Here is a 16705-nt window from a genome sequence, read left to right on the forward strand (position 1 = left end):
TAATGCTTTGTAATAATGGTCGCTCCCTTATAAAAAAGCATAGTGTTAAATTAAGCCAATGTGACTACCCAAAATAAATATCGTAAGTAGCTACATTGACTCATTCAAGAATACGTTTAATTAAACTGACCAATATTGAGTATTGTGTTAGCTTTAACAGCCTTAGCTTGCTGTGTTACGTTATTCGACCATGTTACAGTAACTTTACTAACTTCTTGGCATTGCCCTAATCCAAAGTGCACGTTTTGATCAAAGCTTAATGAATACGTTGCACCAGACGAACCTACTCGCTTAACTTGGCTATTCCCACAGGCTTCAATATTAACAAGCGCACCTAAAGCACTTACTTTATCTTGCGCCAATGTACCAACGTTAACGGTGACAAAGTTATTTTTTGCGGCAGTATCAAAAGTATTTTTAAATAAATGCCATTTACCGCGTTCGTTGCCTTGTACAAAATCAACACGACCATCTTTGTTATAGTCAACAGGTTCAATCCCCATACCACGAGCCCCTAGCTCTGTTGAAATTAAGCCAGTAATAACGTTTTCTTCAAAGGTTTTTTTACCTGTATTAAGATACACAACAGATTCGTTTTTAGTCACTATATTACCGCGTTTAGCAATAACAACATCTTGAAAGCCATTATTGTCAACATCGGCAATAGCAATAGCCATGTTGTTTTCAGCAGCGATAAACCCTGCTTTAACACTTACATCAACATACTTACCATTAATGTTTTCTAATAAAATATCGCTTAAAGCAGGTTTATGATCGTAAGCAGGATATGATTCAACACCATGTAAAACACCTGAAGATGGAGAAAACATATTAACCACTAAACGCCATTCTTGATTACCCACGTAACCTAAATATGTACCTTTTTTTTCGGTGGTATCTGGAAACCCCAGTGTATCACTATTAACTAAACGTACATCACGTCCTGAATGAGTTTCGCCCGGATACATATATTCGTAGGCAGACTCGCCTAAATAAAGTGCTTTGTTAGGCCATTGCGATTGTAGATTTTCAATGTTCATGACATCGCCAACTTTTAAACCATCGAAAGTAAACTTACCCCGTTTAGCGTAAAAACCAAGCGTTTTAGTTTGCTCATTAAAAAAGGTTTCGCCAGCAACAAATTCATACCCACGTGTCATCACAATGTCAAAATCGCCATCGTTATCATAATCAATTTCAGCAATGCCGTTAACATGACGATATTTAGTAGGCAATACGTTATCGGTAACTTGTTTGAACGTTAAGTCGCCTTCCCCTTGAAAAGCTCGAACATAATCATGACCATACACCAATAAATCAATTACATTGTCGCCATTAAAGTCTGTTAATAATGTTTTTTGGCCGTCGGCTTTAACAAAAGCAGGAAGTACATTGTTTAGCGTAAGTTCTTTACCATTATTTTCGTAAATATAGTTTTCACTCTGACTTTTCTTTATCATTTCATTTGATGGAAAAGCAAAATTAAGTAAATCTAAATCGCCATCATTGTCTGCATCGGTAAATTTAACGGTACGTCCACGCATAAAAGCTAAAGGTTCTTTGAAATCTGGCACCACTGTAAAGTTACGTTTTTTATCAACACGATATATGATTGAATTTCGAGCATTACTACCGGAACCACCGCCACGAGAAATAATAATTTCTTGATTGCCGTCTTTATCAAAATCAGCAACAGATACGCCGTGCATATCTCCCATAATTAAATCATAAGGTTTACTGTATTTACCTTTATTGTTCCACATCACACGTAATGAAAAACCGTGGTCATTCATTAATAAATCAGGGTAACCATCTTGATCAAGATCAGCTACAACAGGTGTATCCCATTGTCTTAAATTCTTTTCGGCACGAGGAAAGTCAGTAGTAGCTTCTTTAAACATTGGTTCAGATAGCGGTACGTCAGATTTAGTAGACGACGTTAATTGACAAGCAGTCAAAAAACCAACAACCATGCTTGATATTACTGATAGCTTAAAAACTTTTCTAATCATTTTACTTTCCATTTCATTATTATATTTAGAGTCTGCTGATTCTTTCAGATACATTTTTACCGAACATTATAATCGACAAAGATTTTCATATAAAAAAACTATGTAACAAAACATTTTAACTTTATATACATATTATGTTTATAAAAATTTTATAATCAAGAGAGTTACGTTATTACTCATTTAAATAACATACTATCAGCCACTTTATATTTTATAGAGCTATGGCATATAGGAAGTAGATGCTTAGACTCAGTCTGAAATTGATGAACCTGTGTAATTTACAATTTATGAATGCTTTAGTATTACTCAGATGGAACGATGCTCATGATTTGCTTAGTCTCTCTGAAACAAGCATATTGCGGTGATTTTGGGGTAACATTAATAATGAAAAATTAAGACGTAAACTACCCCATATTTGATTGGCTCAACTCATAAATAAGTGAGGTTCCATTTCAGTAATAAGTTGTTGGGGGATTTGTTGAGGTTTTTGCTTGTCGTAACAAAAATGTACCATTACTGCGGTGCCTGACGCGCATTTTGCATCATTTTGCCACAGCTCTTGGTAAATATTAAAAGAAGAGCTTCCTATACGGCCAATATACGTTTTTATTTCCATCTCACTGCCATAGTGCATTTGGGCATGAAAAGTCACATCAATTTTAGCTAAAATTAAGTTCCATTTTTTGGGGTCTAGATCTGGAATGAACAATTTAAAAACGGGGTCTCTAGCACCTTCAAACCAAATGGGTACATTGGTATTGTTGATATGTCCTAATGCATCAGTATCGGTAAACCTCGGAGAAAAAGTTTGGCTAAACATAATTTATCATCTCAAAATACAATTAACGTTTACGTTAACGTCATAAAATTAATTTTACAAGTGAAAATTAATTATAAGAATTTCTTTAATAAACGATCTATTTGCGTGAGACGAATTTTTTTAATTAATTTTTTAGGTTTTTCTGCGTAATCAGCTATTTGGTCTAATTCACTGTAGTGATTGAGTATTTGCGTGTGCTCAAAAATGAGTTTTGTTTCTTTTTTAAGATCCGGCATTAATGTTTTATTTTCATCATCTAAAAACAAGCCATTTTCTAAATCTAACGACCAGGCTCTAGGATTTAAATTATTGCCAGTGAGTAAATGATAACGCTCGTCAGATACTATGCCTTTTAAATGAAAACTATTACTCTCATGTTTCCATAGTCTTACAATAAGTAGGTCAGCATCGATAAATTTTTGCCAGCGTTTAACAAATCTCAGTAACAACATTTCGTATAAATATGGCACGATGCCAATAGTCGTGAAGTTTTTTTCTTCTGGAATATAAAAATCATTCGCTGTTTTGTCACCAATAACTAGGGTGATTTTCACACCTCTTTTTAATGCCTTAATAATGTCTTTTTTGAGTGGTTTAGGTAAATTAAAATAAGGCGTAAAAATAAGTAACGATGACTGACTTTTTTGGATCATTCTTCTGATTTTTCGATTTAATCCATTTCGTAAGGGGCCACAAGCAACTAAGGGTTTAATAATTACGTTTTGGCGAGTTTTACACTGAGATAAACGGTAAGAAGATCGTTTGATAAGCGTTTTTAATTTAGCAACATTCTTCTTACTATACGTTGTAATTTCACCACGATTAAGTAATGGACATAATTCAGATTCAATAAAGGTAAAATCTAAATAATCGCAAAAACTGTTCGCCAGCGGTTTAGCGTTGATAAGATAATACCGATCGAGTCTGTATTTTTCTTGTTGATTAAAATAAATATTATTAATACTCGCACCGGTATAAAAAACAGCATCGTCAAACACCATGCCTTTTAAATGCAGCACGCCTAATAATTCTTTACTTTTTACTGGTACTCCATAAATATCGATAGTATTTATGTATTGTTCTGCAAGCTTTAAATAAAGGCTGCGGTTACCCAAACAGGCTTTTTCACCAATTAAGCCACGCTGAGCACGATGAAAATCAACAAAGAGTTTTATCTCTAATTTAGGGTTAACAGACTTAGCTTTATAAAGCGCATGAAGTACTTCTCTTCCGGCTTCATCATCTTGTAAATAGAGAGCGGTGATATAAATTCGACGCTTAGCCTGGGTAATTAAATCAAGTAATGCTTGCTTGTATTGTTTAGCTGAGAAAAAAGCTTGAATATCTACATTTGAGTTGTCAATTGACGACAATAATTCCATTAACTACCTTATACATTTAGAACTAAATAACGGCGTAAGAGTTATTATAACGTAATTTAATTCTAAATGACTAAAAGACAGCACTTTAAATAAAACTTATCGAGTAATTAAATTAATGACGCTAACTCTGCTGCTTGCCTAATGGCCCTTTTGGCATCAAGTTCTGCTGCAACATTAGCCCCACCAATTAAGTGTACACTTGCTTGTGCATCAACAAGGGTTTGATATAAAGCTCGTTCGGGTTGCTGCCCAGCACAAATAATAACGTGGTCAACTTCTAGTAATTTTTCTTCACCATTAACGCTGATCAACAAACCTTTATCGTTTACTTCTTTATAGGTAACACCAGGGATCATATGTACATTATTTTTTTGTAATGTGGCTCTATGTATCCAACCCGTTGTTTTGCCTAATCCAGCGCCAACTTTAGTTTCCTTACGTTGTAAAAGATAAATTTCACGTTCACTTTTATGTGCTTCTGCTTTAGGAAGTAGCGCCCCTGCTCCTTGATAGCTTTTATCAACCCCCCAGTTTTTCATCCAAGCATCAGCATCGTTTGTTAACGATTTTTCTTCTGCTAAATAACACGCGACATCAAACCCTATACCACCCGCCCCGATAATAGCGACTTTATTCCCGATAACCTCTTTGTCTCTTAATACATTTAAATAGCTTTTAACTTTAGGGTGTTCAAAACCTTTAAGATCGAGCTTTCTAGGAATAATACCTGTAGCGAGTACTACGTCATCAAAACCCTCATCTAACAAAGCTTGTGCACTAACTTCTGTTGATAATTTTACGGTTATCTCATTCTTTTTAAGTTGTTCGTTAAAATATCTTAATGTTTCGTAAAACTCTTCTTTACCCGGTACTTGTTTAGCAAAGTTAAATTGTCCACCAATTTCACTCGCTTTATCAAACAAGGTTACGTTATGACCACGTTGAGCGGTATACACACTAAAAGCGAGTCCTGCTGGACCTGCGCCCACGACAGCAATATTTTTAGGTTTAACCACTTTATTAAAATGTAATTCAGTTTCATAACAAGCAACAGGATTAACTAAACACGACGCTCTTTTCTGCTTAAAAACATGATCTAAACAAGCTTGGTTACAACCAATACAGGTATTAATTTGATTACTTTGGTTCGCAGCCGCTTTTTGTACAAATTCAGGATCTGCTAAGAAAGGTCTCGCCATTGACACCATATCAGCATGACCATTAGCTAATACATCTTCAGCAACTTCAGGGGTGTTTATTCGATTAGTAGTAATAAGAGGAATAGTTATCTCTTGTTTCATGCGTTGAGTTATCCACGTAAATGCGGCTCGTGGTACAGATGTGGCAATAGTAGGTACACGTGCTTCGTGCCAGCCAATACCGGTATTAATTAAGGTCGCACCTGCGGCTTCAATGGCTTTAGCCATAGTAACAACATCTTCCCAGCTATTACCGCCTTCAACTAAATCAAGCATCGACAAACGGAAAATAATAATGAACGCTTTACCTACTTTTTCGCGAACGGCTTTTACTGTTTCTACAGCAAATCGCATTCTATTTTCAATGCTACCACCCCATTCATCGGTACGTTTATTTACTCGTATGCATGAAAACTGGTTAATTAAATAACCTTCAGATCCCATAATTTCCACACCATCATAACCCGCCTTTTGAGCAAGCTTTGTTGAATGAGCAAAATCTTTAATTGTGTTTTTTATTTGTCGAACTGACATGGCCGACGGTGTAAACGGATTAATCGCAGATTTGACTTTACTCGATGAAACACTAAATGGATGATAAGCATATCTACCAGCATGTAATAACTGAACACATATTTTTGTATCGTATTTATGTACTGCTGATGTGATTTTTTTATGTTTATTTACGTGCCAAAACTTACTTAACTCACTGCCTAGCGGAGCAAGTCGCCCTCTTATATTCGGACTTATACCTCCCGTAACAATTAAACCAACACCACCTTTAGCTCGTGCTTCATAAAATGCTGCGAGTTTATCAAAGCCATCTTTTTCTTCTTCGAGGCCTGTATGCATAGAGCCCATTAGCACTCTATTAGCTAAAGTCGTAAAACCTAAATCTAAAGGTGTGAGTAAATGTTTATAAGGAGAAGATTGATTCATAATAATTCGCTATTTCTTATAATAAGAGTGAGTGTACAAAAAACCACAATGGTCCAACCAGTTGACATAAATTAGAGCTTGTTAAGGTAAAACTCAAGTTTTATTTACACATAATAAGGTATAACCATTAATCACATAATATGCAAAGCGGCACGAAGGCCGGTCAACAAACTTTCAGAGAACATTATTGTTATAGGGTATAGTTAAGGGATGGTGTGATAAAATTAGCAAAAGAAAACGACCAACACTAAAATGCCTCAATGAATAAAAAAAATATTATCCAACACGTATTACAACATTTATCTACAGAGCTAAAAACAACTGAACTAGCGGCTAACAATGCCCATTTGGCAGCAATAGATGATCAATCCATTGCTGAAACACAATATGATACTGTCGCGATCGAAGCGGGTTATTTAGCTGAAGGTCAATCTAAACGTGTAGATGAAATTAAAAACTCTATTGCGCTATTTGAACAATTTCACGCTCGGGAGTTAAAAAGTTCACCTACGATTGTTATAGGTTCTTTGGTTCAACTAGAAAAAGGGATAACAAACAATAACTGGCTTTTTATTGCGCCTGCAGCAGGCGGTTTTAGATGTGTACTTGAAGAGAATAATATTACTGTGATCACGCCTCATTCCCCAATGGGACAAGCGTTAATTAATAAAGAAGTTGATGATGAGGTATCTTTATTAATTAACGGGCTAACAACAACTGAAAATATAGATTACATTCACTCAATTATTTAACTTTAGTTTTGTTGGGGATTCAGCAAAGCTTTAATACTTAAAATATCGGCAAGCTTTTCATCAATTTTTAAATATGCTACCGATTCTTGGTACACTAAAGTCGCTTCTAATACACCCGGCATATTAATTAAGTGCTCTGCAACTTCATCGGCTTGTTCTTCACTTTGCAGCGAAGTAGTAAAACTAAAGCTTTTCGATTTTTTAAGAGGCTTCATTCCTAACGTTACAACACACCATAATAAACACAAAATAGACATCACTAAGAAAATAGATTGCTCGCCAAATTTGCTAGCAATTACGCCACCAAAAACACCACCAGCAAAAGCACCTAAAAATTGGCTACTTGAATAAATTCCCATCACACTACCTTTCACTCCAGCAGGCGCTAGACGAGAAAGCATTGAGGGCATTGTTGCTTCTAAGTAATTAAAAGCGGTGAAAAACATCACCACTAAAATAACTAACGACCAAAAACCAAGAGGTAAATACCATAACAGCAGTAAAGACAAGGCTAGTAGCAGCACAGCACTCGTAAACATTTGTTTTTCTTTTTGCTTTTTCATAGCAAAAATCATAAAAGGCACCATTAAGAAAAATGATCCTAATAAAGCGGGTAAGTATAATTTCCAATGCTGCTCTAACGCTAAACCGCTGGCAACAAATTGTTTAGGTAAAGTAATAAAACAAGCCGTTAATGCCATATGAAGAATAAATATACCGGCATTTAAACGGCTAAGTTGAGGATGCTTTATTAATGTTAAAATTTGCTCAGGTAACGCTATATTATCTCCTTTAGGTGCTTTATTTACCGTATGAGGCACCATAAATTGGATCATTGCCATGGCAAATACGGTTAAAATTGCCGTTAACCAGAACAAACCACTCAAACCAAATGATTGCGCCACTATTGGCCCTAAAATCATTGCTGCAGTGAAAGACAAACCAATAAACATACCTATCGTTGCCATAACCTTAGGACGCTGCTCTTCACGAGTAATATCGGCAGCTAATGCTAAAATAGCGCTGGCTATTGCTCCTGTTCCCTGTAAAGCTCGACCAAAAACCACACCATAAATCGTGTCAGACATGGCCGCAACAATACTACCCATAAGAAACACAACCAAACCAGCTAATATAATGGGTTTACGGCCATATTTATCAGACAAAATTCCCATCGGAATTTGTAACATGGCTTGTGTAAGTCCATAAGCACCAATCGCCAAACCTATCCAAATTGGGCTATAACCTGCGAGTTGCTGACCATAAATAGCAAATACAGGTAATATCATAAACAAACCAAGCATACGTAGCCCAAATACTGTGGCTAATGAAAACGCTGCTTTTTTTTCAGTATTATTTAAACCTGTGGCACTCATTTACACTTCTTATGTCTATTTTATCTACGCTAATTAAGAGCGTTATAGTATCACGACTCCACAATGAACAAAATCATATTTAATGTGATCTTAGGGTAGTTTTTGTGCGATAATTGTTGGTTACAAATCCATACGGAACCGTTATGAGAAATATAGAAGTTAGAGGGGCTCGTACCCATAATCTAAAAAATATTAGTTTAGATATTCCTCGCGAAAAGCTCGTTGTTATTACCGGCCTCTCAGGCTCAGGAAAATCATCATTAGCGTTTGATACTTTATATGCCGAAGGTCAACGTAGATATGTAGAGTCTTTATCGGCTTATGCGCGCCAATTTTTATCTTTAATGGAAAAGCCTGATGTTGATCATATAGAAGGATTATCTCCAGCGATTTCCATTGAGCAAAAATCAACATCTCATAACCCACGATCAACCGTTGGAACTATTACTGAAATATACGATTACTTACGTTTATTGTATGCCCGCGTTGGTGAGCCTCGTTGTCCTACACACAATGAACCACTTGCCGCTCAAACCGTTTCACAAATGGTAGATAAAGTACTTTCTTTAGAAGAAGGTACAAAGGTCATGGTATTAGCGCCGGTATTGCAAGGTCGCAAAGGTGAACACCTTAAATTACTCGATAATTTAGCGGCCCAAGGTTACATCCGTGCTCGCATCGATGGTGAAGTATACGACTTATCTGATCCACCAACATTAGAGTTGCATAAAAAGCATACTATTGAAGTTGTGGTGGACCGCTTAAAAGTAAGAGAAGACATTCAACTACGTTTATCTGAATCTTTTGAAACGGCACTAGCGTTAACCTCTGGTACAGCAAAAGTTGCTTTTATGGATGAACCTAATAAAGAAGAATTGTTGTTTTCAGCTAACTTTGCTTGCCCACATTGTGGTTACAGTATGCAAGAGCTTGAGCCAAGACTATTCTCTTTCAACAATCCTGCAGGAGCTTGTCAAACCTGTGATGGTTTAGGCAATCAACAATTTTTCGATGAAAATCGTGTTATTGCTAACCCAGAGTTAAGTCTTGCTGGCGGTGCTATTCGCGGTTGGGACAAACGTAATTTTTATTATTTTCAAATGCTACAAGCATTAGCAGATCATTTTGATTTTGCTTTAGACAAACCATTTAATGAATTAGATAAAAAGCATCAAGAAATAATTTTACGTGGAAGTGGCAAACAAGAAATAGAATTTAAATACATGAACGACCGTGGCGATATTGTTATCCGAAATCACCCGTTCGAGGGTATTTTAAATAACATGGACCGACGCTATCGTGAAACTGAATCGAATGCCGTGCGTGATGAGTTAGCTAAATATTTAAATAGCCAACATTGTCCTGACTGTAACGGGAGTAGACTACGATTAGAAGCACGTAATGTTTTTATTAATGAAACCGCTCTACCAGAAGTCGCTGAATACGCAATTGCTGACGCATTAACCTTTTTTCAAGAGTTAAATTTACCTGGTCAAAAAGGCCAAATTGCTGAAAAAATTCTTAAAGAAATTATCGACCGTCTAGGCTTTTTAGTTAACGTTGGTTTGAATTACCTTAACCTTTCACGTGCAGCAGGCACTTTATCAGGTGGTGAAGCTCAGCGTATTCGCTTAGCAAGTCAAATTGGCGCTGGCTTAGTGGGTGTTATGTATGTACTTGATGAGCCATCAATTGGTTTACATCAACGCGATAACGAACGACTACTAAAAACTTTAATTCATCTTAGAGATCTCGGTAATACGGTGATCGTGGTTGAGCATGACGAAGACGCCATTCGAGAAGCCGATCACGTTATTGATATTGGCCCCGGTGCTGGTGTTCACGGTGGTCAAATAATTGCAGAAGGTACGGTAGACGATATATTAGCGTGTGAAGACTCACTTACTGGTAAATACTTATCTGGCAGAGAACGTATTGAAATACCTAAACAACGCGTACCTTTTGATAAAGACAATGTAGTTAAATTAATAGGTGCAACAGGTAACAACTTAAAGAATGTAGATTTAACCATTCCAAACGGCTTGATGACTTGTGTAACAGGTGTTTCTGGCTCAGGTAAATCAACGTTAATTAATGATACCTTGTATAAACTTGCTCACATTGAATTAAACGGCGCAACCACTCAAGAACCTTCTCCGTATAAAGAAATTATTGGTTTAGACTTGCTCGATAAAGTTATCGATATAGATCAAAGTCCAATAGGTAGAACACCGCGTTCAAACCCTGCTACTTATACAGGAATATTTACAGCAGTCAGAGACATCTTTGCTGCTACACAAGAAGCAAGATCTCGTGGTTATAAGCCAGGACGATTCAGCTTTAATGTTAAAGGTGGCCGTTGTGAAGCTTGTCAAGGTGACGGGCTAATCAAAGTAGAAATGCATTTTCTTCCTGATGTTTACGTACCTTGTGACGATTGTAAAAGTCAGCGCTATAACCGTGAAACTTTAGAAGTAAAATACAAAGGTAAGAATATTCATGAAGTATTGGATATGACTATCGAAGATGCTTTTGAGTTTTTTAATGCGATACCCGCTGTTAAGCGTAAATTAAAAACCTTACTTGATGTGGGTTTAAGTTATATAAAACTAGGGCAATCTGCCACTACACTTTCAGGTGGTGAAGCGCAACGCGTTAAGCTCGCTAAAGAATTATCCAAGCGTGATACAGGTAAAACCCTTTATATATTAGATGAACCAACAACTGGCCTGCATTTCCACGATATTAAGCAATTACTACAAGTTATCCATCGCCTACGTGATCAAGGTAATACTATTGTTGTTATTGAACATAATTTAGATGTTGTGAAAACAGCAGATTGGGTTATCGATTTAGGTCCTGAAGGTGGTTCAGGCGGTGGTGAAATTTTAGTGTGTGGTACGCCTGAAGAAGTCGCCGAGCACAAAACATCTCATACTGCAGGATTTCTTAAAACCTTACTTAAGCAATAAGTTAACTCGCTGTAATTAATGAATTTTAAAGCCTATTATTTTTTCTTAATCGATATAAATAATAGGCTTTTTACATCTCACTTCATTTAAAAATATTTAGTGGATCGTTCAAAACCTTCAAGCCTTTATACAAATTTCAGCTAATTGAGTTGAATCACTATAGCTAACTCAAAACCATCCAGTTAAGATAAGAACAACCTTCACAGCGATCTAAAGAAATAATAATTATATGACTTCAAAAACAAACGCCCTGATCTATTTTTTAGCTTTTTCTAGTGGTTTTAGCATTATGGGAATTGAACTGTTAGGCGGAAGAATTCTAGCGCCATTCTTTGGTAGTAGCGTTCATATTTGGGGGAGTATTATTACCGTATTTATGTTGAGTTTATCATTCGGCTATTTAATTGGCGGTAAGCTTTCTACAAAAAATGCGTCCTTAACACGTTATGGATTAATTTTCCTTTTCGCGAGTATCACAGTTCTTCCTATCGTTTTTTTCTCCCAAGAAATTATGGAGTTTATATTCACTCACGTTGAGGATAGTCGATACGGCTCATTACTCGCTTCAATGGTATTATTTTTTATTCCTACAATAATTCTTGGAATGATTTCTCCTTATTCCGTGAGATTGCTAGTAACTGATAGTGAAAAAAGTGGACAGGTTGCTGGTATTTTATATTTTGTGAGCACACTTGGCAGCGCATTAGGCACGATTATAACTTCCTTTTATATGGTACTCGCCTTTAATGTAAACGACATTATTTTAGGCTTTAGTTTAACCTTAGGTTTATTGGGCTTGTTAGCTATAGCTCTACATAAAAGTGCTTTTAAAAATCATATGAAAGTTTCATCATCTGTTATTTAATAAAACATAAAATAGAGAATACTATGTTCAAATATTTAAGCCTTATCGTATTAGTATTATTATCCTTTACGAGTTTTTCAAAAGTCATTCATAGTGAACGATCGCTATATCGTAATATCATTGTTGATGAAAACGGAAATAAACGCTGTTTAAAATTCAATACTAAAAGTAGTAAAACTAATCAAAGTTGTATATTTAAAGATGATCCACAAAAGCTCGTTTTTAACTATGCCAAACTCGTTTTTTCAAGTTTATTGATGATAGATGATCCTAAAAAAGTATTAATTATTGGCCTAGGTGGCGGAACACTTTCTAATACCATACATCAACTTTATCCCGATGCTTATATTGATAATATTGAAATAGATCCCGCTGTAACTAATGTTGCTAGAGAATATTTCAGCTTTTTTGAAAACGATAAAATAACAGCAACGACTCAAGATGGGCGTATATTTATCAAACGAGCAAAATTAAAAAAACAAAAATACGATTGGATAATTTTAGATGCTTTTAATGGTGACTATATTCCTGAACATTTGTTAACAAAGGAGTTTTTTGAAGAAACAAAAAATATCTTATCCCCTAACGGAATAATTTCAGCCAATACCTTCTCCATTAGTAAATTATATTTTCACGAATCTGCGACTTACTACGATGTATTTGGCGACTTTATTAATGTAAGTAATAAAAAGAACAGTAATAGAATAATACTGGCTGGCTATACCGAACAACCAAGTGATGAAGTTATAAAAGCTAGAGTAGAAAAACTCTATCCATTACTCAAACCCTTTGATATAGATATTAGAGAAATAAGAAGTAATATGATATCTACTAAAGACAATATTGATTGGCCTGAAGATACTAAAGTACTAACAGATCAATATTCTCCTGCTAACTTACTTAATTTATAAACAAAATTTCATATTCATTTAATCAAAGATCAAAAAATAAATATTAGGCCTTCATTAGCCGAAGGTCTAATAGAAAATTTACCATTCACGTTTTAAACTGGTTATTATCTATCCAACAAGGTAAGAACCATGAGCTATCAAAACGAATATAATTTATCCCGTAATGAGCCGACTGCTTTTTGGGAAAAACAAGCTGACAATATTCAGTGGATAAAAAAACCAAAAACAATATTGTCAAACAATAATGAAGACAATTATCAATGGTTTGAAGATGGCCAACTTAACACCTCATACCTCGCTTTAGACTATCATATAGAACAGGGCAATGGAGATACACTTGCTTTAATCTACGACTCACCGGTTACCAATACCAAACAACAATTTACCTATAATGAGCTAAAACACGAAGTCGCTAAATTTGCATCGGTACTACGAAAAAAAGATATAAAAAAAGGAGACCGTGTTTTAATTTACATGCCCATGATCCCTCAAGCAGCCATAGCTATGTTAGCATGTGCAAGAATAGGCGCCATTCATTCGGTTGTGTTTGGTGGCTTTGCTCCACATGAATTAGCCATCAGGATAGATGATGCGCAACCTAAAGTTATTATTTCTGCCAGCTGTGGCGTTGAAATAACCAAAGTTATTCCTTATAAGCCGATGATCGATAAAGCCATTGCCTTGGCAGAATTCAAACCCACTTCTTGTATCATTTTTCAACGGGATTTAATCGAGGCTAAATTACTTGCTGGCAGAGACTACTCATGGGCTAAGTTAATGGAAAATGCTGTTGAAGCAGCTCCGATAGCAGTAAATGCCACTGATCCTCTTTATATTCTCTATACATCAGGAACAACAGGTAAACCTAAAGGTGTTGTCCGTGATAATGGCTCTCATGCCGTAGCAATGAAATACAGTATGAAAGCGATCTATGATATCGACCCAGGCGAAGTATTTTGGGCGGCTTCAGATGTAGGCTGGGTTGTTGGACATTCGTATATCATCTACGCACCATTAATAGCGGGCTGTACAACGATTCTTTTTGAAGGTAAACCAGTATTCACTCCTGATGCAGGAACATTCTGGCGAGTTTGCGAAGAATATAAGGTAAAAGCATTATTTAGCGCTCCAACGGCTTTCAGAGCAATATGTAAAGAAGATCCCAATGCTGACCTTATTCACCAATATGATTTATCTAAATTAGAACGATTATATCTAGCTGGAGAACGTTTAGACCCCGCCACTTACGAATGGTTACAAGATAAAACTAAACTACCTGTAATTGACCATTGGTGGCAAACCGAAACAGGATGGGCAATCGCCTCTATTCCTTATGGTATAGAACAAAAAACAACTAAAGCTGGGTCAGCTGGATTAGCAACTCCTGGGTATAATATAAAAGTAGTTGATAGTTCAGGTAATGAACTAGCAAAAGGTGAAGAAGGAAATATAGCGATAAAGTTACCTTTACCTCCAGGCTGCTTATCAACTATTTGGAAAAATGCAGATAGATTTAAAGATGGCTATCTAAAGGCTTTCCCTGGTTATTATGTTACAGGCGATAGTGGTTATATAGATAGCGAAAATTATTTGTACATTATGGGTCGTACAGACGACATTATTAACGTTGCAGGTCATAGAATGTCGACTGGAGAGATGGAAGAAGTCATCTCAAATCATTTTGCTATTGCAGAATGTGCAGTTATTGGAGGCCATTGTCCTATAAAAGGTCAAATTCCTACTGCATTAGTGGTAGTTAAAAATAATATTAGTTTATCTAGCGCTGATCTAGAAGTAGAGCTAAAACTAGCAATACGAGAGCAAATTGGGCCTATCGCAAGCCTAAAAGCAGTGTATATAGTGGAACGGTTACCTAAAACAAGATCGGGGAAAATATTAAGAAAAACCATAAGACAAATTGTCGATGGCGAAGAATATCAAACCCCTTCAACCATCGATGATCCTAATGTCCTAGAAGAGTTACAATTGTTATTAAGCGCAGCATAAATATAATCATGACAGAGGACGTCAGGTTATTTTTTTAAGGATAACTTAATACGCGTTTGAGACTTTTTAGAAGAAGCTGATTTCTTAGAAGTAAATTTTAGTGCTTTGGTATCTACTTTAGTCATTATTTTGGTTTCATCGTCGGCTTCAACTTTCAAATCAGATTTAGGAGCTGCAGTGTCTAAAGCCGTTTTCGATGATCCAGCCACTGCTAAATTTATCTCATTCATCTCTTCAGATGATAAGTAACGCCACTCGCCTGTTTTCAAATTTCCCAATTCAACACTCATAATACGAGAACGCTTAAGAGTTTGAACTTCGTAATCTAAATATTCACACATGCGACGTATTTGTCTGTTTAAACCTTGAGTTAGTATTATCTTAAATACATATTTACTCACTACAGTAACAACACAAGGTTTAGTTATAGTACCCAGTATAGGAACACCTTTAGACATTCGTTCAATAAACCTCTCACTGATAGGTTTATCAACACTCACAATATATTCTTTGTCGTGAGCATTTTCTGCTCTTAAAATTTTGTTAACTATATCGCCATCGCTTGTCAGAAATATCAAGCCCTCAGAAGGTTTATCTAAACGCCCAATCGGAAAAATTCTTTTTTGATGACCAATAGCATCAATAATGTTGCCACGAACATGTGATTCAGTAGTACAAGTAATACCAACAGGTTTGTTATAAGCAATATAAATACGGTCAGATTTATTTTTAGCGACTTGTTTAACGATATGCCCATTAACACGAACCTCGTCACTATAAGCAACCTTAGTACCTAATTCAGGTATTTTTCCATTGATCGTTACACGACCTTTCTCAATCAGTTTATCGGCTTCTCGTCTTGAACAAAAACCAGAATCACTAATATATTTATTGAGGCGCTTTAGATCTTCAGACACAAACAAACCTTTAAGAAAAATCAAAAATGCATTATACATGAGTTAGGACTATAGGTGATAGAGTTCTAAATAAGAGGACTAAAATACATTACATTGTTACCCGGTTAACTATGTAATGTATTTTTCCCACAAAAAAAGGCTATCCGTTAGGATAGCCTTTTCTTTGAATGAGAAGCCTAGCAATGTCCTACTCTCACATGGGAACTCCCACACTACCATCGGCGCTAATGCATTTCACTTCTGAGTTCGGAATGGGATCAGGTGGGTCTACATCGCTATTGTCGCTAGACAAAAAAGGTCAATCTTGAAAGCTGACGTGCATGGATGCACTAATGTCGACCAGAGCCATGGGTGGCGGAGGCGACGTAAATACCTTTTTAATCTCTTATTCAACACGATATGTACGTGATGATTTATTCATTTTGTCAGTCTTCGCACAATAACTTCATAGTTCAAAACTATTTAGGTGTTGTATGGTTAAGCCTCACGGGCAATTAGTATCAGTTAGCTCAAGGCCTCACAACCCTTACACACCTGACCTATCAACGTTGTA

11 protein-coding genes and 1 rRNA gene are annotated in these 16705 nt (G+C 36.0%); 5 read left to right on the forward strand and 7 right to left on the reverse strand.

Annotated features, from left to right (window positions below; all coding sequences use genetic code 11):
* Positions 1-116: 116 nt before the first annotated feature.
* The 4 genes from B0X80_RS19510 to B0X80_RS19525 form a co-directional block, all read right to left on the reverse strand.
* Positions 117-2012, reverse strand: coding sequence for a CRTAC1 family protein (locus tag B0X80_RS19510; protein WP_077343395.1), 1896 nt, complete (start codon positions 2010-2012; stop codon positions 117-119).
* A 424-nt stretch (positions 2013-2436) separates the two neighbouring features.
* Positions 2437-2832, reverse strand: coding sequence for an acyl-CoA thioesterase (locus B0X80_RS19515; RefSeq protein WP_077343397.1), 396 nt, complete (start codon positions 2830-2832; stop codon positions 2437-2439).
* A 71-nt stretch (positions 2833-2903) separates the two neighbouring features.
* Positions 2904-4214, reverse strand: coding sequence for a CDP-diacylglycerol--serine O-phosphatidyltransferase (gene pssA / locus B0X80_RS19520; RefSeq protein ID WP_077343399.1), 1311 nt, complete (start codon positions 4212-4214; stop codon positions 2904-2906).
* A gap of 107 nt (positions 4215-4321) precedes the next feature.
* Entirely contained in the window at positions 4322-6352 is a 2031-nt protein-coding gene (locus tag B0X80_RS19525) for an NADPH-dependent 2,4-dienoyl-CoA reductase (protein WP_077343401.1), read from the reverse strand.
* A 260-nt stretch (positions 6353-6612) separates the two neighbouring features.
* Between B0X80_RS19525 and B0X80_RS19530 the strand changes: the two genes are divergently transcribed.
* Positions 6613-7104, forward strand: a complete 492-nt coding sequence (locus B0X80_RS19530) for a hypothetical protein (RefSeq protein WP_077343403.1) — start codon at positions 6613-6615, stop codon at positions 7102-7104.
* 2 nt (positions 7105-7106) lie between these two features.
* Here B0X80_RS19530 and B0X80_RS19535 read toward each other — a convergent pair whose 3' ends face one another.
* Entirely contained in the window at positions 7107-8480 is a 1374-nt protein-coding gene (locus B0X80_RS19535; protein ID WP_077343405.1) for an MFS transporter, read from the reverse strand.
* Between the two features lie 143 nt (positions 8481-8623).
* Between B0X80_RS19535 and uvrA the strand changes: the two genes are divergently transcribed.
* The 4 genes from uvrA (at position 8624) to B0X80_RS19555 (ending at position 15235) form a co-directional block, all read left to right on the forward strand.
* Positions 8624-11452, forward strand: coding sequence for an excinuclease ABC subunit UvrA (gene uvrA, locus B0X80_RS19540; RefSeq protein WP_077343408.1), 2829 nt, complete (start codon positions 8624-8626; stop codon positions 11450-11452).
* 229 nt (positions 11453-11681) lie between these two features.
* On the forward strand, positions 11682-12317 hold the full coding sequence (locus tag B0X80_RS19545) for a fused MFS/spermidine synthase (RefSeq protein ID WP_077343413.1): 636 nt from the start codon (positions 11682-11684) through the stop codon (positions 12315-12317).
* 23 nt (positions 12318-12340) lie between these two features.
* Positions 12341-13228 carry a spermidine synthase gene (locus B0X80_RS19550; protein ID WP_077343416.1) on the forward strand — a complete coding sequence of 296 codons (888 nt, stop codon included), beginning with the start codon at positions 12341-12343 and terminating at the stop codon, positions 13226-13228.
* Between the two features lie 129 nt (positions 13229-13357).
* Positions 13358-15235 carry a propionyl-CoA synthetase gene (locus B0X80_RS19555; RefSeq protein ID WP_077343418.1) on the forward strand — a complete coding sequence of 626 codons (1878 nt, stop codon included), beginning with the start codon at positions 13358-13360 and terminating at the stop codon, positions 15233-15235.
* A 26-nt stretch (positions 15236-15261) separates the two neighbouring features.
* On the opposite strand, the gene rluF is transcribed toward B0X80_RS19555, so the two are convergent.
* Together rluF and rrf are read right to left on the reverse strand one after the other, a co-directional pair.
* A complete protein-coding gene (gene rluF / locus B0X80_RS19560) occupies positions 15262-16119 on the reverse strand; it encodes a 23S rRNA pseudouridine(2604) synthase RluF (RefSeq protein WP_245825506.1) in 858 nt (285 codons plus the stop codon).
* 207 nt (positions 16120-16326) lie between these two features.
* A 5S ribosomal RNA gene (rrf, locus tag B0X80_RS19565) occupies positions 16327-16441 on the reverse strand.
* Positions 16442-16705 lie beyond the last annotated feature (264 nt).

The sequence above is a fragment of the Pseudocolwellia agarivorans genome (assembly GCF_002000085.1).
In the GTDB taxonomy this organism is placed as follows: Bacteria; Pseudomonadota; Gammaproteobacteria; order Enterobacterales; family Alteromonadaceae; genus Pseudocolwellia; species Pseudocolwellia agarivorans.